The 21,577-nt window shown below is 36.5% G+C and carries 23 protein-coding genes; 21 read left to right on the top strand and 2 right to left on the bottom strand.

The annotated features are described in order from the left end of the window. Positions 1 to 175: 175 nt before the first annotated feature. From mltG to HRK21_RS13165, 6 genes are all read left to right on the top strand, one after another. Positions 176 to 1,246 carry an endolytic transglycosylase MltG gene (mltG, locus tag HRK21_RS13190; RefSeq protein ID WP_070006694.1) on the top strand — a complete coding sequence of 357 codons (1,071 nt, stop codon included), beginning with the start codon at positions 176 to 178 and terminating at the stop codon, positions 1,244 to 1,246. A 75-nt stretch (positions 1,247 to 1,321) separates the two neighbouring features. Then, complete coding sequence (locus tag HRK21_RS13185; protein WP_070006693.1) at positions 1,322 to 1,975, top strand: O-methyltransferase; 654 nt, start codon at positions 1,322 to 1,324, stop codon at positions 1,973 to 1,975. Then, positions 1,972 to 2,601 (top strand): uridine kinase, encoded by a 630-nt coding sequence (gene udk / locus HRK21_RS13180; protein ID WP_003725973.1) that lies wholly within the window; start codon positions 1,972 to 1,974, stop codon positions 2,599 to 2,601. The genes HRK21_RS13185 and udk overlap by 4 nt, the downstream gene beginning before the upstream one ends. A 193-nt stretch (positions 2,602 to 2,794) precedes the next feature. After that, a complete protein-coding gene (gene greA / locus HRK21_RS13175) occupies positions 2,795 to 3,277 on the top strand; it encodes a transcription elongation factor GreA (protein WP_003722004.1) in 483 nt (160 codons plus the stop codon). Positions 3,278 to 3,327: 50 nt separating this feature from the next. Further along, a complete protein-coding gene (locus HRK21_RS13170) occupies positions 3,328 to 3,960 on the top strand; it encodes a DUF1510 family protein (RefSeq protein WP_003738977.1) in 633 nt (210 codons plus the stop codon). 49 nt (positions 3,961 to 4,009) lie between these two features. Then, positions 4,010 to 4,711 (top strand): 5'-methylthioadenosine/adenosylhomocysteine nucleosidase, encoded by a 702-nt coding sequence (locus HRK21_RS13165; protein ID WP_003738976.1) that lies wholly within the window; start codon positions 4,010 to 4,012, stop codon positions 4,709 to 4,711. A gap of 36 nt (positions 4,712 to 4,747) precedes the next feature. Here HRK21_RS13165 and HRK21_RS13160 read toward each other — a convergent pair whose 3' ends face one another. Further along, positions 4,748 to 6,556 (bottom strand): M3 family oligoendopeptidase, encoded by a 1,809-nt coding sequence (locus HRK21_RS13160; RefSeq protein ID WP_070006692.1) that lies wholly within the window; start codon positions 6,554 to 6,556, stop codon positions 4,748 to 4,750. Positions 6,557 to 6,717: 161 nt separating this feature from the next. On the opposite strand from HRK21_RS13160, the gene HRK21_RS13155 reads away from it, so the two are divergent. The 12 genes from HRK21_RS13155 to holA all read left to right on the top strand — a co-directional run bounded on the left by HRK21_RS13155 (position 6,718) and on the right by holA (position 16,452). Then, positions 6,718 to 7,239 (top strand): YqeG family HAD IIIA-type phosphatase, encoded by a 522-nt coding sequence (locus HRK21_RS13155; protein WP_003722000.1) that lies wholly within the window; start codon positions 6,718 to 6,720, stop codon positions 7,237 to 7,239. Then, on the top strand, positions 7,236 to 8,336 hold the full coding sequence (gene yqeH, locus HRK21_RS13150; RefSeq protein ID WP_003738974.1) for a ribosome biogenesis GTPase YqeH: 1,101 nt from the start codon (positions 7,236 to 7,238) through the stop codon (positions 8,334 to 8,336). The genes HRK21_RS13155 and yqeH overlap by 4 nt, the downstream gene beginning before the upstream one ends. A gap of 19 nt (positions 8,337 to 8,355) precedes the next feature. Further along, complete coding sequence (aroE, locus tag HRK21_RS13145) at positions 8,356 to 9,177, top strand: shikimate dehydrogenase (protein ID WP_070006691.1); 822 nt, start codon at positions 8,356 to 8,358, stop codon at positions 9,175 to 9,177. Continuing rightward, positions 9,177 to 9,467 carry a ribosome assembly RNA-binding protein YhbY gene (gene yhbY, locus HRK21_RS13140; RefSeq protein ID WP_070006690.1) on the top strand — a complete coding sequence of 97 codons (291 nt, stop codon included), beginning with the start codon at positions 9,177 to 9,179 and terminating at the stop codon, positions 9,465 to 9,467. Before aroE ends, yhbY begins: the two co-directional genes overlap by 1 nt. A 17-nt stretch (positions 9,468 to 9,484) precedes the next feature. Beyond that, the gene (locus HRK21_RS13135; protein ID WP_070006689.1) at positions 9,485 to 10,051 is read left to right on the top strand and encodes a nicotinate-nucleotide adenylyltransferase; all 567 of its coding nucleotides are present in this window, start codon (positions 9,485 to 9,487) and stop codon (positions 10,049 to 10,051) included. Next, on the top strand, positions 10,038 to 10,613 hold the full coding sequence (gene yqeK / locus HRK21_RS13130) for a bis(5'-nucleosyl)-tetraphosphatase (symmetrical) YqeK (protein ID WP_003738971.1): 576 nt from the start codon (positions 10,038 to 10,040) through the stop codon (positions 10,611 to 10,613). Before HRK21_RS13135 ends, yqeK begins: the two co-directional genes overlap by 14 nt. A 4-nt stretch (positions 10,614 to 10,617) precedes the next feature. Further along, a complete protein-coding gene (rsfS, locus tag HRK21_RS13125) occupies positions 10,618 to 10,974 on the top strand; it encodes a ribosome silencing factor (protein ID WP_003721994.1) in 357 nt (118 codons plus the stop codon). Positions 10,975 to 11,027: 53 nt separating this feature from the next. Next, positions 11,028 to 11,759, top strand: coding sequence for a class I SAM-dependent DNA methyltransferase (locus HRK21_RS13120; RefSeq protein WP_069888786.1), 732 nt, complete (start codon positions 11,028 to 11,030; stop codon positions 11,757 to 11,759). Positions 11,760 to 11,861: 102 nt separating this feature from the next. Beyond that, positions 11,862 to 12,464, top strand: a complete 603-nt coding sequence (locus tag HRK21_RS13115) for a helix-hairpin-helix domain-containing protein (RefSeq protein ID WP_070006688.1) — start codon at positions 11,862 to 11,864, stop codon at positions 12,462 to 12,464. A 71-nt stretch (positions 12,465 to 12,535) separates the two neighbouring features. Continuing rightward, on the top strand, positions 12,536 to 13,096 hold the full coding sequence (locus HRK21_RS13110) for a ComE operon protein 2 (protein ID WP_069888788.1): 561 nt from the start codon (positions 12,536 to 12,538) through the stop codon (positions 13,094 to 13,096). Positions 13,097 to 13,130: 34 nt separating this feature from the next. Next, positions 13,131 to 15,353, top strand: coding sequence for a DNA internalization-related competence protein ComEC/Rec2 (locus HRK21_RS13105; protein WP_077952762.1), 2,223 nt, complete (start codon positions 13,131 to 13,133; stop codon positions 15,351 to 15,353). A 67-nt stretch (positions 15,354 to 15,420) separates the two neighbouring features. Next, entirely contained in the window at positions 15,421 to 16,452 is a 1,032-nt protein-coding gene (holA, locus tag HRK21_RS13100) for a DNA polymerase III subunit delta (RefSeq protein WP_070006686.1), read from the top strand. Between the two features lie 85 nt (positions 16,453 to 16,537). On the opposite strand, the gene rpsT is transcribed toward holA, so the two are convergent. Then, positions 16,538 to 16,792, bottom strand: a complete 255-nt coding sequence (gene rpsT / locus HRK21_RS13095) for a 30S ribosomal protein S20 (protein WP_003726526.1) — start codon at positions 16,790 to 16,792, stop codon at positions 16,538 to 16,540. Positions 16,793 to 17,036: 244 nt separating this feature from the next. On the opposite strand from rpsT, the gene lepA reads away from it, so the two are divergent. The 3 genes from lepA (at position 17,037) to hrcA (ending at position 21,573) form a co-directional block, all read left to right on the top strand. Further along, positions 17,037 to 18,863 (top strand): translation elongation factor 4, encoded by a 1,827-nt coding sequence (lepA, locus tag HRK21_RS13090; protein WP_003726525.1) that lies wholly within the window; start codon positions 17,037 to 17,039, stop codon positions 18,861 to 18,863. 368 nt (positions 18,864 to 19,231) lie between these two features. Further along, a complete protein-coding gene (hemW, locus tag HRK21_RS13085; RefSeq protein WP_070006685.1) occupies positions 19,232 to 20,389 on the top strand; it encodes a radical SAM family heme chaperone HemW in 1,158 nt (385 codons plus the stop codon). 146 nt (positions 20,390 to 20,535) lie between these two features. Beyond that, on the top strand, positions 20,536 to 21,573 hold the full coding sequence (gene hrcA / locus HRK21_RS13080) for a heat-inducible transcriptional repressor HrcA (protein ID WP_003738964.1): 1,038 nt from the start codon (positions 20,536 to 20,538) through the stop codon (positions 21,571 to 21,573). The last annotated feature ends 4 nt before the right edge of the window (positions 21,574 to 21,577 follow it).

Raw genomic sequence — 21,577 nt, 5'->3', positions numbered from 1 at the left:
ATTGGCAGAAGCAAGTCTTTGACTGATTCTGTCTTGTTCGTTAAATCACGCTATTTATTATACCGAAAAAACATAAAAACGTCACTTTTTAAGAAAATTTTCCGTATTGAATAGCATTTTTTTATGATAATCGGTATAATGGATTAGAATTGTTTTCAATGAAATGAGGTCTAAAATGAAGAATACAAAAGGTAAGAAAATTACAATTATTATTTCTGTTATTATTTTAATTTTAGTGATTGCAACTTTTTCAGGTTATTATTATGTAAAATCGCAACTAGAACCAAAAGATGAAGCAAGTAAAGAGAAAATCACCGTAGAAATCCCAGCAGGCTCTAGTATTTCAGACATTTCTACTATTCTAGAAGATAAAAACGTCATTAATAATGCTTCTATTTTCTCGTTTTATGTAAAATATAATAATGATACGAATTTAAAAGCAGGGAACTATGAATTCAGTCCGGCAATGAACACGGATCAAATCGTCAAAAAAATGCAAGAAGGAAAAACGGTAGCACCTGCCAAACTGGTCATTCCAGAAGGTTACACGTTAGACCAAATTGCTGATAGAATTGTGGCTTATCAACCAAAACTAAAGAAAGCAGATGTACTTAAAACAATGGACGATCCTGAATTTGTTGCTTCCATGATTAAAGCATATCCAGAGACAGTAACAAACGATGTATTAAACAAATCTATTAAACATCCATTAGAAGGTTATTTATACCCAGCTACGTACACGTTCAAAGGAACAGATGTATCTGCAGAACAAATTATTACAGAGATGGTCAAAGCAACAGATGTAAACATTGCCAAGTACCGTGATGAACTAGCAAAACAAAAAATGTCCGTACACAAATTCTTAACGATGTCTTCCATTATCGAAAAAGAAGCAACTGAAAACGTCGATCGTAAAATGATTGCCAGTGTATTTTATAATCGTTTAGCAAAAGATATGCGCTTGCAGACTGATCCAACTGTTCTTTATGCGCTTGGTGAACACAAAAGCAAGACGACTTACAAAGATTTAGAAGTCGATTCACCTTACAACACATACAAAAACAATGGATTGCCACCAGGACCAATTTCAAATAGTGGAGATTCTTCGATGGAAGCGACACTTTACCCAGAAAAAAGTGATTACCTATACTTCTTAGCAAATACAAAAACTGGTAAAGTATACTTCTCTAAAACTTTAGAAGAGCACAATAAACTAAAAGAAGAGCATATTACGAAAAATAATTAAAACAACCACTTGTCAGAAGCATGTTTAGCATGCTTTTGGCAGGTGCTTTGTTTGTTAAGATAGGGGATCCTACCAGTGAATGATATTATTCATGATTATTTATTAAAAAACATTCCTAAGAGCAGTCCTTTTTTTGAACAGTTAGAGGCGTATGCGAAGGAAAATGAAGTACCAATTATGGAACCAGATTCTTTGTACTGCTTATTACAGATTTTAGATATTCAAAAACCAAAGCGCATATTGGAGCTTGGGACGGCCATTGGTTACTCCGCTTTAAAAATGGCAGATAAACTCCCTGATGCAGAGATTATCACGGTTGAGCGCGATGAAGAAAGATATGAGCAGGCAATACATAATATTCAGCGTTACGGAGCTAGTGACAGAGTGAAAGTTTTACTAACAGATGCGATTGAAGGAGCTGAAGAAATTTTGGCTCACGGTCCATTTGACGCAATATTTATCGATGCAGCCAAAGCACAATATGAGAAGTTTTTCCATATTTATACCGATTCTTTAGCTGATAATGGCGTTATTTATAGTGATAATGTTCTTTTTAAAGGGTTAGCACTAGATATGACACCAGAAAAACAACGTAAATTACGAGTTGCGAGGAAAATGCGCCATTTTAACGATTTTTTAGTGACGCATCCTGATTTTGAAACAACGACCATTCCGCTAGGGGACGGCCTATCTATTTCCAAAAGAAAGAAAACTGGAGGCGTATCATGACAAAAAAACCAATCGTAGTCGGCGTAACTGGCGGTTCAGGTTCTGGTAAAACTAGCGTAACGAAAGCCATTTGTGATCATTTTAGTGGGCACTCGATTTTGATGATTGCTCAAGATGTCTATTATCACGATCAAGCCAATATTAGTTTTGAAGATAGATTAAAAGTAAATTATGATCATCCACTTGCTTTTGATACGGATTTACTCATTTCACATATTGCCGCACTGCGTCGCTATGAAACTATAGAAAAGCCGATTTATGATTATGCCAAATATACGCGAAAAAAAGAAGTAGAAATCCAAGAACCTAGAGAAGTTATTATTTTAGAAGGAATTTTAATTTTAGAAGATAAACGCCTTAGGGATTTGATGGATATTAAAGTATATGTGGATACGGATGATGATATTCGTTTTATTCGCAGACTTTTACGTGATATGAAAGAACGTGGTCGGACAATGGATTCCGTTATCGAGCAATATCTTTCTGTCGTTAAACCAATGCACAATGAATTCATCGAACCAACGAAAAAATTTGCCGATATTATTATTCCAGAAGGCGGAGAGAATCACGTTGCAATCGACTTAATGACAACAAAAATTGAATCCATCTTGCAAAAACATGTATAAACAACAGGTATCACTTGTCAAATAGAGAAAATTAAGGTAAAATTTTCCTAGTAAAAAGAGAGACAATTGCTTGCTATTTCTAGCGTGGCATGTTAATCTTTCTGACGAGTAGTAATATTTTTGATGAAGGTGCGGAGCGATATCTCCGTGCTTTTCTATACAATAATGAACAAACAAAAAGGAGCGAAATCGATTGGCGACAGAAAAAGTATTTCCAATGACCCTAGATGGGAAAGCAAAATTAGAAAATGAATTACAAGAATTAAAGACAGTAAAACGTAAAGAAGTAGTAGAACGGATTAAAATTGCCCGTAGTTTTGGTGACTTATCGGAAAACTCCGAGTATGATTCCGCAAAAGACGAACAAGCTTTTGTTGAAGGTCGTATCACTACTATTGAAAATATGATTCGTAATGCACAAATCATTGATGCAGCAGAAGCGCATAATGGTTTAGTAACACTAGGAAACACCGTTACTTTCATTGAACTACCAGACGGTGAAGAAGAAACTTATACCATCGTAGGTAGCGCTGAAGCAGACCCATTTGAAGGGAAAATTTCCAATGATTCTCCAATTGCAAAAGGTTTACTTGGGCATAAAGAAGGGGAAGAAGTAACTATCCAAACACCGGCTGGTGACATGAGCGTTAAAATCGAAAAAATCACTGCATCTTAATATTATCGGATGTTTTTATACAGCGGTTACTTATAAGGTGGTGAATGCAAATGGCAGACAAACGACAATCAAATAACCGTCGAATTAAACAAAACTTGGTGGAAGGATCTCGCTCCCAGCAAAATACAAAACGAAAAAAGACTAATCTAGTTTTAAACGTTTTAATTATCGTGGTAAGTTTACTTATCATTGGTAGTTTGTATTTTGTGCTGTTTAAAACAGAGAGTGATCCTGCCCAACAAGATAACAAAACGGCATCTTCCACGGAGAAAAAAGAAGATGCCGCTAAAACAACTAAATCATCCGAGAAAGAAAAAGATTCTTCAGATGATAAAACAACCGAAACAACCGAAAGTGATGATCCCAATGTAGCGAAAGTTATTACCAAAGACTGGAAACCTATCGGTACAGAACAAACTGGTGATCATGTGAATTCGTACAGTTCTACAAGTGTAGATTGGCAAGAAAAACGTAAAGCTTTTTCTGCAGCAACAGATATTCCAATCTCAAATACATCACTTTGGTTTGTAGAGCAAGGCGCTGATCCTGCGACACAAGCAATTGGTACACTTTCTACTAAAGAAAACCCAGACAAAGCATACCGTGTGTATATTACTTGGGTGGATGGTGAAGGATGGCAACCAACTAAAGTGGAAGAGCTTAAAACAAATGACAAAAGATAAAAGCACAGAAGTTAGCTGTTAACGACTGTGCTTTTTTGGAGGTTACATAATGACAATTGGTATTATTGGAGCAATGGAAGAAGAAGTAGAACTTTTAAAAAATAGCATGCCAAGCGTAGAAGAAATTGTAATTGGTGGTGCTAAATTTTTTGTTGGCGAAATTGCAGGTAAAGAAGTAGTGCTTTTAGAGTCAGGTATTGGTAAAGTAAATGCCGCACTTGGAACAACACTTATGGCGGACCGGTTTAAACCAGAAGTAATTATTAACACTGGTTCAGCTGGAGGTATGGCGGAAGGTTTAGCTGTTGGCGATGTTATTATTTCTGACCGATTAGCTTATGGCGATGTAGATGTAACGGAATTTGGTTACACTTACGGTCAAGTCCCTAGAATGCCAGCTTTTTATCAAGGAGATGCGGTACTTCTTAAAAAAGCAGAGACAATTTACCGTGAATATTTTGCTGCAAGTGAAAATAAAGCAGTTTATGGACTCGTTGTTACGAATGATTCATTTATTATGCGTCCAGATCAGCACGAAACAATCCGTACTTTTTTCCCAGATGTGAAAGCAGTGGAGATGGAAGCTGCGGCAATTGCACAAGTTGCTTATCAATTTGATATTCCTTTCTTAATTATTCGTGCTATTTCAGACTTAGCGAACCAAGAAGCGACTATTTCATTTGATGAATTCATTCACCTAGCAGCGAAACAATCCGCAACATGTATCATCGAATTATTAAAAACAATTTAAAAAAATGCCTGGAGTTTTGAAGCTCCAGGCATTTTTTTATTTGACGTATTCTTCTGTTAAAGTAAGGAAATCTTCTACATCTTTGGCAGCAAGAGCAACTGCTTCTTCCCAGAAGTCAGCTTTACGCAAGTCAACGCCCAGATGTTTTTCTGCTAGTTGTTCCGTTGTCATCGAACCAGTGTCTTGTAGCAGTGCAATGTATTTATCTTCGTAACTAGCACCTTCTGCTTGAGCTTTATGGTAAATACCAAGCGAGAACAAGTAACCGAAAGTATACGGGAAGTTATAAAATGGTACATCCGCAATGTAGAAATGTAGTTTAGAAGCCCAGAATTGTGGATGATATTCATCTAAGGCATCCAAATAAGCTTCTCGTTGCGCTTCTTCCATTAGAGCGTTAAGTCTATCAACCGAAACGACACCTTGTTTACGTGCTTCATAGAAGTTACATTCAAAAATAAAGCGAGCATGAATATTCATAAAGAAGGCGATACTACGACCAATTTTATCTTCCAACAACGTGATTTTTTCTTCTTTTGTTTTTGCATCTTTCACAGAAGCATCTGCAATAATCATTTCGGCGAAAGTAGAAGCAGTTTCTGCCACGTTCATCGCATAGTCAGTATTTTCAAATGGTTCATCGCGAATCACGTGTGAATGGAATGCGTGCCCAAGTTCGTGAGCAAGAGTAGCTACTGTTCCAGGAGCTCCATCATACGTCATGAAAATTCGGCTTTCTTTTTCGACAGGAAAGTCGGTACAAAAGCCACCAGGACGTTTATTATCACGGTCTTCCGCTTCAATCCAACCTTTTTCAAAAGCCGATTGCGCAAAGTTTGCCATTTTCGGACTGAATTTGTTAAATTGCTCAATAATAAATTCGGCGCCTTCTTGATACGAATATTTCTTAGGTTCACTTGAAAAGACAAGAGGAGCTTCTACATCATAAAAACTTAATTTTTCAAGGCCAAGTAATTTCGCTTTTCTATCTAAGAATCGAACAAATGTAGGTTTGTTCGTTTGGATGACATTCCACATGGATTTTAATGTTTGTTCATCTAAACGATTAATTGCAAGAGGTTCATCTAGAATATTATCCCATTTACGAATATCATATGTAGCTAAACGGAATCCTGATAAATGATTTAACGTATCACTAAATAAACGAGCTTCACTTTGCCATACACGTGTATATTCTTTGAAAACTGCTTGACGAACTGCGCGATCAGGGTGATTTAATAAGTTTAGCGCTTGACCAGCAGAAACATCTTTTTCTTCTCCGTCAATAGTAACGTGCATGCGAAGTTTGCCAACAATAGTATCATAATGATCAGACCAACCGCGATAACCATCGACCGCTAAAGAATTAATGGCTGCTTCTTGCTCTTTACTTCCTTTTTTACGACGGTTCGTACGAGCTTCACTTAAAATAAAGCTAATTTGCGATAAACCATTTTGTTCCATTAATTCATCCCAAACACGGTCAGAAACTTGCGCGAATTTGTCATGCCATTCATCTTCAGCCGTAGCTAGAGTTGCAACGTATTGATAAATTAACGCCGAAAGCTCATTTGCACGCGAGTCATTGATATCAGCGGAAGCAAGACATTCTAAAAATGATCCAGCTGTGAGTAAAATTTTAGATATATCTGCATTTTGATTAACGAGAAGTAAAAATTCAGCAGAGGCTTCCACATTTTCAGGAACATCCCACTCCGAAACATTTACAACAAAGCTGTCTAAATCAGCTTTTACCTCTTGAAGCGTTTGTTGTAATTCTTCAGAGCCGCTACCGCCAGCATATATATTTTCTAAATCCCATGTTAATGCATAATCTTTTGACATTTGTTTACCTCCTTAAAAATAACGTTTCCTTTCATATTATAGCATTTTTCTAAGGTTTTTTTGTAAAATAAGCAGAAAGATGGTAAAATTTATAGATTATTAGTCTAATTGAATGTATGATAGAATAGACTGTACTAAATAAAAGAATGAGGTGCCAATACGTGTTAAAGCAATTCTCACCAGATAAAATGTTGAATACTCCATTTGGAATAACAGCAGCACAACTTCGCAAAATGGGAAAGACGACTATTTTGACTGATCTTGATAATACGCTGCTTGCATGGGATCAACTAGATGCAACGGATGAAGTTATCAACTGGTTTACTATATTGAAAGAAGAAGGAATCAAAGTTATGATTTTTTCTAACAATAACGAAGAACGAGTTGCTCGTGTGGCAAAAGCAATCGATGTTCCTTATTTAGCGCGGGCAAAAAAACCCTTAGGCGCTAATTTTCGCTGGGCATTAAAAGAAATGGATGCAACACCAGAAGAAACTGTGATGATTGGCGATCAAATTATGACAGATATATTCGGTGGAAACCGTCAAAAATTAACCACTATTTTTGTGCGCCCTGTCAAACAAACAGATGGTATGGCAACAAAATTAAATCGAATGATGGAAAGCGTTATTTTAAAACGATTAGCAAAGAAAAACCAAATTAAGTGGGAGGAATCACTTTGACAGAAGAAATTAGATGTATTGGTTGTGGCGCGATTATTCAAACAGAAGACCCTGATAAAATTGGCTATGCACCAAAATCATCCCTGAACAATGAGCAAGTTATTTGTAAAAGATGTTTTCGTCTAAAGCATTACAATGAAATTCAAGATGTTGCACTAACTGACGATGATTTTTTACGTATTTTAAATCAAATTAGTTCGAAACAAGCCTTAATTGTTTATGTAGTAGATATTTTTGATTTCGATGGTAGTTGGTTGCCTGGACTTCCTCGTTTTGCAGGAAGTAATCCGGTGTTACTTGTCGGGAACAAAGAAGATGTGTTACCAAAATCATTAAAACGTGATAAGTTGACGCGTTGGATGAGAACTCGTGCCAAAGAGCAAGGCTTGGCGGCGACAGATGTCGTATTAGTTAGCGCGGAGAAGGGTCACGGTTTTGATACGCTTTTAGAGAAAATTGAAGAATTGCGAAATGGACAAGATGTCTATGTTGTCGGTTGTACAAACGTTGGTAAATCAACGCTGATCAACCGTATTATTAAACAAGCATCCGGGGAAAACAACGTCATTACAACATCTCAATTCCCAGGAACAACGCTTGATAAAATTGAAATCCCACTAGCAGACGGCAATGTGCTTGTTGACACACCAGGAATTATTAACCATCACCAAATGGCGCATTTCATCGATACAACAACGTTAAAAGCTATTACACCTAAAAAAGAAGTAAAACCAGCTGTTTTCCAATTAAACGAAGAACAAACACTATTTTTAGGGGCGCTTGCTCGCTTAGATTATGTTTCAGGTGGTCGCAAATCATTAGTAGTTTATGTATCTAATAATTTACCAATTCACCGGACAAAATTAGAAAAAGCAGATGCATTATACGAAAAACAAGCAGGAATAGTGCTTCAACCGCCTACAGAAGAAGGAATGGAAACACTGCCTAAACTAGTTCCGTATTCTTTCACAATTAAAGAAAAAGCGGATATTGTCTTTTCCGGACTTGGCTGGGTGACAATTCCAGAAGGCGGCGCGAAAGTTACTGCGTGGGTTCCTGAAGGCGTGAGCGCAACTATCCGGACATCACTCGTTTAAAACTAAGGAGGCCTGTCATTTGGAAAAATATGTTGTTATCGGAAATCCTATTCGTCACTCGTTATCACCAGCTATGCAAAATCGGATTTTTCAAGAACTTGGAATGAATGCGGAGTATAACTCTGTTTTAATAGAAGAAGACGCTTTTGAAATAGAAATCAAAAAACTAATGGATTCTGGAGTACGTGGCTTTAATATTACAACACCATTTAAAGAGCGTATTTTACCATTTTTAGATGAACTAGAGGATCTTGCAGCAGCTTCTGGCGCAGTGAATACTGTGCTAAAAAAAGAGGGCAAATGGTACGGATTTAATACAGATGGCAAAGGCTACTTAGAAGGATTAGAAGAAATCCGCTCCATCACAGAAGATGATTCTATTTTAATTACCGGTGCAGGTGGTGCAAGTAAGGCGATTTACCTAGCACTCTCAACTCACACCGATGCTAAAATAACCGTTGCCAATCGTACAACGGAAAAAGCGATAGAAATGACAAAAGATAATAATAACCATCACGCCATCACATTAGAAGAAGCAGAAAAACAACTGGCTGATTTTACGATTATCATTCAAACAACATCTATCGGTTTAGAAGCTTCCAAAAACAAAAGTCCGATTTCGCTGGCTAATGTAAAAAAAGGAACGATTTGTTCTGACATTATTTATAATCCAGCTGAAACAGCCTTTTTGAAAGAAGCAAAGAAAAATGGAGCTATTACCCAAAATGGCTTACCAATGTTTGTTAATCAAGGGGCACTAGCCTTTGAAATATGGACTGGGATAAAACCAGAGCGATCACTGATGAAAGAAGCAGTACTCGAACAATTAGGAGGAAACTAATGTTAACAGCTACACAAAAACGTTTTTTAAGAAAAGAAGCGCATACTATCCAACCAATTTTCCAAGTAGGAAAAGGAAGCGTATCACCAAACTTAATTATCCACGTAAAAGAAGCACTAGAAGCGAGAGAATTAATTAAAATCTCGATTCTACAAAATTGCGAAGAAGATAAACAAACCGTTGCAGAAAAAATTAGTGCTCGTTCAGGCGCGGAAATCGTTCAAGTCATTGGCAGAACGATTATTCTGTACAAAACCTCTGTAAATAAGCAACAAATTAAGTTGCCATAAATCGGGAGGAACCTGCGATGAGACATAAAATCGGCATCTTAGGTGGAACATTTGATCCGCCGCATTTAGCGCATCTCCGCATGGCACAAGAGGCTAAGAAGCAACTAGGACTTGAGAAAATTCTTTTTCTACCTAATAAAATCCCGCCGCATAAACATATCAGTGGTATGGCTTCAAGTGATGAGCGTGTAGAAATGCTTCAATTAATGATAGAAGATATAGATTCCTTTGAAATTGATACACGTGAACTCATGCGTACGGGAAAGTCCTATACGTATGACACAATGCGTGATATGATAAGCGAACATCCAGATACAGATTTTTATTTCATTATTGGCGGGGACATGGTAGAATATTTGCCAAAGTGGTATCATATAGATGACTTAGTAAAAATGGTGACATTCGTTGGGGTTAATCGCCCGCGATATCAGACGGAAGTTCCATATGATATCGTTAAAATCAATATGCCAGAAACGACGATTTCTTCTACGGAAATTAGAAATAATATTGAGAACGCGAACACCTTTTTACCAGAAAAAGTATGGTCATATATAAAGGAGCATCAACTTTATGGAAAGAAATGAAGTGCTAAAAAAAGTAGAAGCAGCTATGCCTAATGCTCGATTTAAACATACTTTAGGCGTAGAAAAAGCAGCAGTAGAACTTGCAGAACATTATCATATGGATGTAGAAAAGGCGAGAATTACCGCACTACTACATGATTATGCCAAGTACTATGAGGATGATAAAGCGAGAAAAATCATCGAGGACGAGGGTTATGATCCGCGTTTGCTTGCGTTTCATCGTTCGCTTTGGCACGCTCCAGTTGGCGCCTATCTGGCAGAAAAAGAATTTGGTATTACGGATACAGAAATACTAGAAGCGATTCGCCTGCATACGACAGGAAGCGCTACAATGTCTGATTTCGATAAACTTATTTATTTAGCCGACTACACCGAACAAGGAAGGACATTTCCTGGCGTGTATAAGGCGCGTAGACTAGCACTTAAATCTCTTGACGAAGCAATGCTATTCGCTTTATCGAATACGATTACGCACTTAGTCAAAAAGCAACAACTGGTTTTTCCAGATACACTGGATGCCTATAATTATTTTGTTAATTTAAATTTGGAAGGAGACTATTAATAATTTGAACAGTTACGATACATTAATGCTGACCGCTAAGGCAGCAGATGATAAAAGAGCAGAGGATATTTTAGCACTAGACATGAAGGGGTTATCAAGCTTTGCAGATTATTTTGTAATCTGTCACGGTAATTCAGACAAACAAGTGCAAGCAATCGCTCGTGAAATTAAAGAAAAAGCTTTAGAAAACCAAGTAGATGTAAAACGTTTAGAAGGTTTTGATGCGGCACAATGGATTTTAATCGACTTAGGTGATGTTATTATCCACGTGTTCCATAAAGAAGAACGTTCTTACTATAACTTAGAAAAACTCTGGGGAGATGCGCCACTCGTGGACGTTTCTGCTGCGTTTATTTCATAATAAAAACAGAACAGGCGGGGAATTCTCGTCTGTTTTTTTAAGGAGAAATCACTATGAGTTACGAATATTTTCCAGGATTCTATGATAGATTAATGGATTCTGAACTTTATGATGAATGGCTAGAATTTTCTGCTGATTTTATTGGAGATACGCCTAAAAAAGTACTTGATTTGGCTTGTGGAACGGCTGAATTTGCGCTACGATTAAGCTTTTCTGGGCATCAGGTTACTGGTGTAGATTTATCAAAGGAAATGGTAGCAGTTGCTAAAGAAAAAGTAGCGGCAGCCGAAATCAATTTGCCCATTTTAGAACAAGATATGTCCAAGTTAGCATTAAAGCAAATGTTTGATGTAGTTACATGCTTCTGCGATTCACTTAATTATTTGGAAACAGAACAAGCTCTTGAAGCTACTATTCAAGCAGTTTCAGCGCATTTAGAACCAAATGGTTTATTTTTATTTGACGTACATTCTGTCTTTAAAATAGAGCAAGGCTTTAAAAATTATTCTTATGGAGATAGCGATGAAGAGATTTCGACGATTTGGAATTCATTTCCTGGCGAACATCCACATTCCGTCGAACATGAACTTACCTTCTATATTTTAGACGAAGATGATACATATAACCGTGTGGATGAACTTCATAAAGAGCGGACCTATCCAATCGCTACTTATGAAAATTTGTTAAAAAAATATGGTTTTACGAAAATTGATATTTATGCTGATTTCAGTCATGAAAAACCCAATAATACGAGCGAAAGAATCTTTTTCGTAGCAAGAAAGTAATTTTTCATCATTACTTTCTTTTTTTATGTCATTTTTACCTGGAGTCGTGAAAAAGGAATTTGCACTTGTACGGCGAATAGTATATTAAGGACGGTGATATAGATGATAGAGCTACTGAGAAAATACAAGCATTATATCTTAATAGGTATTGCTATTCTTTGTGCTGGACTCGTTTACATTTGGATACCAGATGGTAAATCTGATGCTGTAACTGCCAATCATGCAGTGACGAAAGAAGAAAAACCAAAAAAAGAAGAAACAAAATTATCAAATGAAGTTTACATTGACATTAAAGGAGCAGTAAGGACCCCTGGTGTGTATAAACTGCCAATGGATGCTAGAGTGCAAGATGTGGTGAAAATTGCAGGAGGGCTCATAGCTGAAGCCGATAGCAGTAAATTGAACTTAGCTGAAAAACTAAAAGACGAGATGAGTATCTATGTTTATAAGAAGGGAGAAGAAGGTCCAGCAACACAAGGAGCTAACACAGAAGAAGCAAGTACCGGTTCTGCGAAAATCAATCTTAACAGTGCAACGAAGGATGATTTACAACAAGTCCCAGGAATTGGAGAGTCAAAAGCTACAGCAATAATAGAACACCGAGAAAAAGAAGGCTTATTCCAAACAATAGAGGATTTAAAAAACGTTTCAGGCATCGGCGAAAAAACAGTAGAGAAATTAAAAGAATATTTGGATGTTAATTAATAAAAGTGGTTGACGAACTTCCTTCTAAACACCTATACTAATATTTATCAAATCATAAGGGAGTTTTTAATGTGCAAAGAATCGCATGGGATCAGTTTTTTATGGCACAAAGTCATCTAATATCATCAAGGAGCACGTGTACACGCCTAATGGTAGGTGCGACAATAGTTCGAGATAAACGTATTATTGCAGGCGGCTATAATGGGTCCATCGCTGGTGGCGATCATTGTGCAGAACACGGCTGTTATGTTGTAGATGGTCACTGCATCCGAACAATACATGCAGAGATGAACGCAATCTTACAATGTGCCAAATTTGGTGCCACAACAGATAAGGCCGAATTATATGTCACACATTTCCCCTGCCTTGCTTGTACAAAATCTATTATCCAAGCAGGCATAAAGAAAGTGTATTTTGCTAAAGACTACAAAAACCATCCGTACGCTCTAGAATTATTTAACATTGCTGGTGTTGAATTACAAAAAGTCGAATTTGATGAATCTGTTCTTCAAGTAAACAATTGGAACGGGGAAAAAATGCATACTTTAGTAAAAGAAACAGCAGTGGAAGTAAATATCGATCCAGAAAAAGCAGAACAACTTTATCAAAGCATCTCAGAGAAATTAAACTAAATAGGGAGGGAACGTTATCGAGCGATATTTAGCTATTATTGTTTTAGCTATTGTTTGTGCGAATTTTACAAGCTCTATCGTTCCCATATGTATTTGTTTGCTCGGTTTAATCGCTTTTATTAAAAAATCCAAAATTCTTCTTCTTTTTGTCCTCATTTACCTTCTAACCTTTAGTTTTTTGTTTATAATAGAAAAATCCAATACTTCTTCTTTTACAGCGACTGAATATAGCGGAAGCTGTCAAATTATAGATAATTTAAAAATCGATGGTGATAATTTTCAAGCTTTTGTACGCTGCGAAAAAGAAAAATTCCAATTGAGTTATAAAATTACAACAGAAGAGGAACAACAAAAACTAAAAAAGCTCCATTACGGACAGTTTATTTCTATTTCTGCAAATGTAGAAACACCTTCCGCCAATCGTAACCAAAATCAATTCAATTACCAAACTTATCTAAAGAACCAAAATGTACACTATATACTTCGAGCGAGTAATCTTGCTATTTCCAATCAATTCTCACCATCCTTCCTAATGAGAATTCAAAATATACGTTTGAAAATAATTACCCATTTAACCGAAAAAATAGCTCCAACTATTTCTCCTTATTGTCTCGCATTAATTAGTGGAGAAAAAAACGGTTTTTCCCCCGAAATGTATGAAGTTTATCAACAAATGGGTGTTGTTCATTTGCTAGCTATCTCAGGTCTTCACGTGAATTTATTAATAGGGGCCATCTATTTCCTCCTACTAAAATTCGGCATTACACGTGAGCGAGCCATCACTTGTCTGCTTGTTTTCTTACCATTTTACGTTATCCTTACAGGAGCAAATCCGCCAGTCATACGAGCTGCTACAATGACAGCGTTACTTTTATTGTCAGAAAAATATACTACTAAATGGAGTTCATTTTCTGCCATTTGTTTGTCCTTTATTTTGTTTTTCCTCTTACAACCGTACGTTATGAAAGAAGTGGGTTTTCAACTATCTTATGCAGTATCGTTTGGAATTATTTTATCGTCAAGGCATATACTAACGAAACAGCAGAACGCATTTACTAAGTCACTTGCTATTTCCTTCATTTCAACCATCATGTCTTCCGCTGTTATGATGTATCATTTTTATTCATTTTCATGGATAGGAATATTCTTTAATTTAATTTATGTACCTATTTTCACGATTATCATTTTGCCAGGTTGCCTAACTGTATTTGTGTTATCCTTTTTTTCAACAGAAATACTTCATTTTCCTGAAGCAATGCTTACATTTCTTATACAATTGGTAGAAAAGTTAACTTACATTTTTGCCAAGATTCCGCATCAGACTATTGTAACAGGAAGGCCAAAACCCGTTATACTAGTGCTAATCATTATAACTATCATCATCTTTTTCAACCAGTGGCAAAAGAAAAAGTTTCCTTTAGGGATATTCATTTGTTTTTGTTTCTTATGTTATTTAGCTAGTTTTAATCTTAGCGGAAAAGTTAGTTTTATAGACGTGGGACAAGGAGATAGCATTTTAATTCAACTACCATACAAGCAAGGAAATTATTTAATAGATACTGGAGGCCAACTTCCATTTGAAAAAGAAGCGTGGGCTAAGAAAAGAAAACCATTTACAATAGGCGGAAGTACACTTACCCCAGTTTTAAAATCAAAAGGAATTAATAGATTAGATAAAGTAATTATTACACATAGTGATGCTGACCACATGGAAGGGCTTGATGATTTACAGAAAAACATTACTATTAACGAACTTATTTATGCTAAAGGTGCAGAAAATAAACCCATCATGAAAGAAGCCCTCGATGCTATGCCGAAAGTGAAACAGACAATTATTTTGGCTGGGGCCAACTGGCAAATTGGCGAAAATAGATTCGAGTGCCTATATCCCAATAAAGCAGGTGAAGGAGGAAATGATGACTCTATTGTATTAAAGGCAGTATTAGATGGTAAAATATGGCTTTTTACTGGTGATTTAGAGGCGAACGGAGAAAAGAGCATATCAGAACAACCTATCCAAGCTGATATTTTGAAAGTAGGGCATCATGGTAGTAAAACCTCTAGTTCTAAAGAATTTATTCAAAAAGTGAACCCAACTTTTGCAATTATTTCATGCGGATTAAACAATCGTTTCGGTCATCCACACGCAGAAACTATCAATACGCTAGAAACGGCAGGAGTAACAATTTTACGAACAGATGTACAAGGCGAAATAATTTATACTTTTGGAAAAGGCTTTGAAGCGACTTTGAAATAAAACTTGCTATCTCTTATTTCATGTTTTACCATAGAAAGAGAAATAAGAGTGAAGCGAGGCGAAATGAATGCTGCCAGAATGGAAACAGATACGCTCCAAAAAAATAACACCGGTGTATTTGATCATCGGTACAGAAGATTATATTATTAATGAAACGAAGCAACTTTTAATAGATAATATTTTGGAAGGCGAAGAAGTAGAATTTAACTACGCCAATTTAGATTTAGAAGAAATGCCAATAGAAGTGGTTGTTCAAGAAGCAGAAAGTATGCCTTTTTTCGGTGATAAACGTTTAGTAATGGCCAATAATCCACTTTTTTTAACAACGGAAAAAAGTAAAAACAAAGTGGAACATGATACGGCAAAATTAGAGGCTTACCTTAATGAACCAGTTGATTATTCAGTATTATGCTTTGTGGCACGGGTAGAAAAGTTAGATGAGCGTAAAAAACTTACTAAATTACTCAAGAAAACGGCTACAGTTATAGAGGCTAAACGACCTAATGAGAACGAGTTAAAAAAATGGATTGAGGCAAAATTAAGCGAGAACAATATGCAAATGTCACAAGAGGCTATTACTCGACTGATAGAATTAACTAGTGGTCAGTTAACTACGGCCATGAATGAACTGCAAAAATTAATGCTTTATTGTTTCGATTCCAAAGAAATTACCATTCAAGATGTAGAGTCTTTAGTTGTCCGCTCACTAGAACAAAATATTTTCTTGTTGCTTGATAAAATGATTGCGATGGATATTGGTGGGGCGCTTCGGATTTATTACGACTTATTAAAACAAAAAGAAGAGCCTATCAAGATACTGGCATTAATTTCTAGTCAATTCAGGTTGTTAAACCAATTAAAGCTTTTAGAACAACAAGGTTACTCCCAACAACAAGCTGCGACTAAACTAAAAGTGCATCCATTCCGTGTTAAGTTAGCATCAAAACAAGCGAAGAATTTCACAGAATTACAATTAAATCAAGCTTTAAAACGATTAGCTGAAATAGACTTGGAAATGAAAACAGGTTACGGTGATAAAGAACAGAAACTCGAATGGTTCTTATTCGAATTACAGGATAATCGACAAAAGAGAGTATAAAAAATAGCTTTGTCATTTGAGACAAAGCTATTTTTACAAACAAAAAACACCACACAAGGTGTGATGTTTTATACCGAACTCGGTATTATTTAGCTAATTTAGCAGCTAAGCGAGATTTGTTGCGAGCAGCATTGTTTTTGTGAATCAATCCTTTGCTCACAGCGCTATCTAATTTTTTCGATGCTTCTACGTAAAGATCCTTCGCGTTGTCCGCGTTGTTTGCAGCTGCTTCGTCAAATTTTTTGATAGCAGTACGCATTGCAGAACGTTGAGATGCATTACGGCTGTTGCGAGTTTCAGCAGTTTTTACACGTTTAATTGCAGATTTAATATTTGGCATTCCATTCACCTCCGTCCAAACTAATGAGGTAGTATTTATTTCATATAACATACCTTTTTAAATTATATCAGAACAAATGCTATTATACCGAAATCACAGCCATATTGCAATAATACTTTCTATTTTATTTTAAATTTATCTGTATTTAAGAAAGAAGTCATTGAATGTTAAGCGTTCTACTGATATAATCAAGGATAGCTTGCCATCGGATTTATGCGATGAGTTCTAATCAGGAGCTGGGGAAATGAACAAAGAAGAAATGAATGCAAGACAAAAGAAAATTAGAAACTTTTCGATTATCGCGCACATAGATCATGGTAAATCTACACTCGCTGATCGGATTTTAGAACAAACGGGTGCTTTGACGCATCGTGAAATGAAAAATCAGCTACTAGATTCGATGGATTTAGAACGCGAACGCGGGATAACCATAAAATTAAATGCTGTACAATTAAAATATAAAGCAAAAGATGGGGAAACGTATATTTTCCACCTGATTGATACGCCTGGACATGTCGATTTCACCTATGAAGTATCAAGAAGTTTAGCTGCATGTGAAGGAGCAATCCTTGTTGTAGACGCTGCACAAGGAATTGAAGCACAAACACTTGCTAATGTTTATTTAGCACTAGACAACGATTTAGAAATTTTGCCAGTCATTAACAAAATCGATTTACCAGCGGCCGATCCAGAAAGAGTCCGCGAAGAAATTGAAGATGTAATTGGTTTAGATGCTTCTGACGCTGTACTTGCTTCTGCCAAATCTGGTATTGGTATTGAAGACATTCTAGAGCAAATTGTCGAAAAAGTTCCCGAGCCGTCTGGTGATGTAAATAAACCACTAAAAGCGCTCATTTTCGACTCTGTTTTTGATGCATATCGAGGTGTTATTGCTAATATCCGTATCATGGATGGTGTTGTAAAAGCAGGCGATCGAATTAAAATGATGTCCAATGGCAAAGAATTCGAAGTAACGGAGGTGGGCGTATTCTCACCAAAGGCAACCCCACGTGACGAATTACTTGTTGGGGATGTTGGTTACTTAACAGCTGCGATCAAGAATGTTGGAGATACACGAGTAGGTGATACGATTACACTTGCAAATAATCCGGCAGAAGAAGCACTGGATGGTTACCGTAAATTAAATCCAATGGTTTATTGTGGTCTATATCCAATTGACTCCTCTAAATATAATGATCTTCGTGATGCTTTAGAAAAACTAGAACTTAATGACTCCGCTCTTCAATTTGAAGCGGAAACTTCTCAAGCATTAGGATTCGGTTTCCGTTGTGGTTTCTTAGGATTGCTACATATGGAAATCATTCAAGAGCGAATCGAACGTGAATTTAATATTGATTTAATTACCACTGCTCCAAGTGTTATATATCATGTAAACTTAACAGATGGTTCCAACATCGTGGTTGATAATCCTGCTGAAATGCCGGAACCTGGTGTTATTGAAAGCGTGGAAGAGCCATATGTAAAAGCAACTGTGATGGTTCCAAATGATTATGTAGGTGCAGTGATGGAGCTAGCACAAAACAAACGTGGAAACTTCATTACAATGGAGTACTTAGATGATATTCGCGTAAGTATTGTGTACGAAATCCCATTATCCGAAATCGTATACGACTTTTTCGACCAATTGAAATCATCGACAAAAGGTTATGCATCCTTTGATTATGAATTAATTGGCTATAAAGCTTCCAAACTTGTGAAAATGGATATTCTTTTAAATGCGGAAAAAGTGGATGCACTTAGCTTTATCGTTCACCGTGATTTTGCCTACGAACGTGGAAAAATCATTGTTGAGAAATTAAAAGAACTTATTCCAAGACAACAGTTTGAAGTGCCTATTCAAGCAGCAATTGCAACGAAAATTGTTTCTCGTTCTACTATTAAAGCACTACGCAAAAACGTACTTGCTAAATGTTATGGCGGGGACGTATCTCGTAAACGAAAACTCTTAGAGAAACAAAAAGAAGGTAAAAAACGAATGAAACAAATCGGTTCTGTGGAAGTACCGCAAGAAGCCTTCATGGCAATCTTGAAAATGGACGAATCCAAATAATAAAAAGTTGTGCTGTGAGCAGAAATGTTTACGGCACAACTTTTTATATATTATACGGATTGCTTTTTACTGCATCAGGAGACGAATGCTTCGCTATTTGAATATCGACTTCTTTCCGATTGTCTGTTTAAATCTTCTGAAACAGCGGTTCAGTGATTTAAGAGTAACTATTTACCCACTTCAATTGAAATGGAGCCTTCTATACAATAATCAATATATATGCGGATTTGTAGCGGTCCCATATTTTTCAAACAACCAATCGTATGGTTTATTAGATTAAAAGCGAATCCTGCACAAAAGCACTGGAAAATATGTTAAACTGACTAATGGACAACGAAGCAAATTTTAAGTGCAAGGAATTGATAAAAATGATAAATACGAACCAATCGAGTAATGAAAGTTCCGCGGTATATATCCATATTCCGTTTTGCGAACATATTTGCTATTACTGCGATTTTAATAAAGTATTCCTAGAAGGACAACCGGTCGACGAATACGTAGATTTACTAATTAAAGAAATGGAATTAACTGCTGCAAAAGACCCAATAGCGCCAGTCGACACGGTATTTGTCGGTGGGGGAACGCCTACAACCCTGAACGAATCGCAAATTGCGAGACTTTGCACAGCCATCCATAATACTTTACCGCTCAAAAAAAATATCGAATTTTCCTTTGAAGCCAATCCAGGAGATCTTTCGCTATCTAAACTACAAGCCATGCAAGATCACGGTGTTAATCGTATTAGCATGGGTGTTCAAAGCTTCAACAATGAGCTTCTCAAAAAAATTGGTCGCATTCATACTGTAAAAGATGTTTATCAATCTGTCGAAAATATGCGCAAAATCGGATTTGAGAATGTGAGTATTGATTTAATCTTTAGCTTACCAGGGCAAACAGAAGCAGATTTTCAAGATACTTTAAAACAAGCACTTGACCTTGATTTACCGCATTACTCCGCCTATTCATTAATCATCGAACCAAAAACGATTTTTTATAACCTTATGCAAAAAGGAAAGCTTTTCTTACCTAGTCAAGATGCCGAGGCAAATATGTACGATTTACTTCTCAACGAAATGGAAAAACACGGCCGTAAACAATATGAAATTAGTAATTTTGCTAAAGAAGGATTTCAGAGTAAACACAATATCACTTATTGGAGCAATGAACATTACTACGGATTTGGCGCCGGAGCACATGGCTATGTTGGCAATACACGTTATAGCAATTTCGGACCAATCAAAAAATACATGGAACCACTCCAAAAAAATATACTCCCAACTTTCCAACAAAAAGAGCTCACATTAAAAGAAAAAATGGAAGAAGAAATGTTTTTAGGGCTTAGAAAAGTGGAAGGTGTAAATAAACACCATTTCAAGCAGAAATTCGGTCAAGATTTAGATGCAACGTTTATGAATGCGATTCAAAAAACAACTGCAAAAGGCTGGCTCGAAAATAACGAAGAAAATGTGGCACTTACAAGAAGCGGAAGATTTTTAGGAAATAATGTTTTCCAAGAATTTCTCTAAAACCGCACTATTTGACCTTTTTTGACCAAACAATCCTACTTTAGTCTGAAATCGAGTGTTTTCGGTTGACTAAGGTGGAATTGTTTGGTAAATTTATACTTGTATTTAGCACTTGACGTTATTGAGTGCTAAAAGAGGTGATTGCTATGTTAACAGAAAGACAACTTTTGATTTTCCGTGCCATCATCGATCATTTCACTTGGACTATTCAGCCGGTTGGATCAAAGAATTTGCTGAAAGAAAAAGGTTTGCCCTATAGTTCCGCGACTATCCGTAACGAAATGGGTGTTCTCGAAGAATATGGCTTTATTGAAAAGACGCATTCTTCCTCGGGACGAGTCCCATCAGAGAAAGGATATCGCTTCTATGTCGATTATTTACTCCAGCCCAAAAAGCTAGATAAATCCGACAGGCAAATGATTCAATCCTTCTTTTCAGAGAATTACTACGAAATGGAAGGACTTATCCAAAATTCAGCATTAATGTTATCCGATTTAACCAATTACACGTCCATCTTGCTTGGCCCTGAAGCGACGAAAAATCATTTGAGTGGCTTTAGATTTGTACCAATAAATAATTTTCAAGCAATGCTCATATTAATTACTGATCAAGGGCATGTGGACAACCATTTAGTGACAATACCTGAGGGCACAACGCTCTCCGATATTGAACGAATGGTCAACATCCTAAATGAACGGCTAGTAGGACTTTCGCTTGATGATTTAAAAGTACAAATACCAATGGAAGTAAAGGAACTACTTGGGAAGCATGTTAGAAATTACGAAAGCTTTATGCATGTATTTTCCGATTCTTTTGCTCAAGCAAGTCAACAAAAAGTGTATTTTGGTGGGAAAACGAATATTTTGAATCAACCGGAATTTCATGACATTAATAAAGTCCGTGAGATGCTTCATTTGATGGAAGAAGAACAAGATGTGTATGAATTGTTTAGGGATATTCCCAATGGCCTTCAAGTGAAAATAGGCCGAGAAAACAATAATAGTCTAATGGAAGATTGTAGTATCATTACAGCAACGTATAATATTGCTGGCGAACGCGTTGGTGGTATTGTGCTCCTAGGACCTACAAGAATGGAATACAGCAGAATGATGGGACTCGTTGATGTGATGAGCCGAGATTTAACCGATGTGTTAACCAAACTTTATCGTGATAACCAAAATTAGGAAG

The sequence above is a fragment of the Listeria monocytogenes genome (genome assembly GCF_013282665.1).
GTDB classification, from domain to species: domain Bacteria; phylum Bacillota; class Bacilli; order Lactobacillales; family Listeriaceae; genus Listeria; species Listeria monocytogenes_C.
Note: the sequence above shows the minus strand (reverse complement) of the source record. Positions and strands in the feature narration are given on the sequence as shown.

What these genes read in the sequence shown, in the direction of transcription:
- mltG (WP_070006694.1), top strand. Translation starts at nt 176, where the DNA reads ATGAAGAATACAAAAGGTAAGAAAATTACAATTATTATTTCTGTTATT.
- HRK21_RS13115 (WP_070006688.1), top strand. Translation starts at nt 11,862, where the DNA reads ATGATAGAGCTACTGAGAAAATACAAGCATTATATCTTAATAGGTATT.
- HRK21_RS13120 (WP_069888786.1), top strand. Translation starts at nt 11,028, where the DNA reads ATGAGTTACGAATATTTTCCAGGATTCTATGATAGATTAATGGATTCT.
- holA (WP_070006686.1), top strand. Translation starts at nt 15,421, where the DNA reads ATGCTGCCAGAATGGAAACAGATACGCTCCAAAAAAATAACACCGGTG.
- yqeK (WP_003738971.1), top strand. Translation starts at nt 10,038, where the DNA reads ATGGAAAGAAATGAAGTGCTAAAAAAAGTAGAAGCAGCTATGCCTAAT.
- yhbY (WP_070006690.1), top strand. Translation starts at nt 9,177, where the DNA reads ATGTTAACAGCTACACAAAAACGTTTTTTAAGAAAAGAAGCGCATACT.
- HRK21_RS13170 (WP_003738977.1), top strand. Translation starts at nt 3,328, where the DNA reads ATGGCAGACAAACGACAATCAAATAACCGTCGAATTAAACAAAACTTG.
- udk (WP_003725973.1), top strand. Translation starts at nt 1,972, where the DNA reads ATGACAAAAAAACCAATCGTAGTCGGCGTAACTGGCGGTTCAGGTTCT.
- hemW (WP_070006685.1), top strand. Translation starts at nt 19,232, where the DNA reads ATGATAAATACGAACCAATCGAGTAATGAAAGTTCCGCGGTATATATC.
- HRK21_RS13135 (WP_070006689.1), top strand. Translation starts at nt 9,485, where the DNA reads ATGAGACATAAAATCGGCATCTTAGGTGGAACATTTGATCCGCCGCAT.
- HRK21_RS13160 (WP_070006692.1), bottom strand. Translation starts at nt 6,556, where the DNA reads ATGTCAAAAGATTATGCATTAACATGGGATTTAGAAAATATATATGCT.
- lepA (WP_003726525.1), top strand. Translation starts at nt 17,037, where the DNA reads ATGAACAAAGAAGAAATGAATGCAAGACAAAAGAAAATTAGAAACTTT.
- rpsT (WP_003726526.1), bottom strand. Translation starts at nt 16,792, where the DNA reads ATGCCAAATATTAAATCTGCAATTAAACGTGTAAAAACTGCTGAAACT.
- HRK21_RS13165 (WP_003738976.1), top strand. Translation starts at nt 4,010, where the DNA reads ATGACAATTGGTATTATTGGAGCAATGGAAGAAGAAGTAGAACTTTTA.
- hrcA (WP_003738964.1), top strand. Translation starts at nt 20,536, where the DNA reads ATGTTAACAGAAAGACAACTTTTGATTTTCCGTGCCATCATCGATCAT.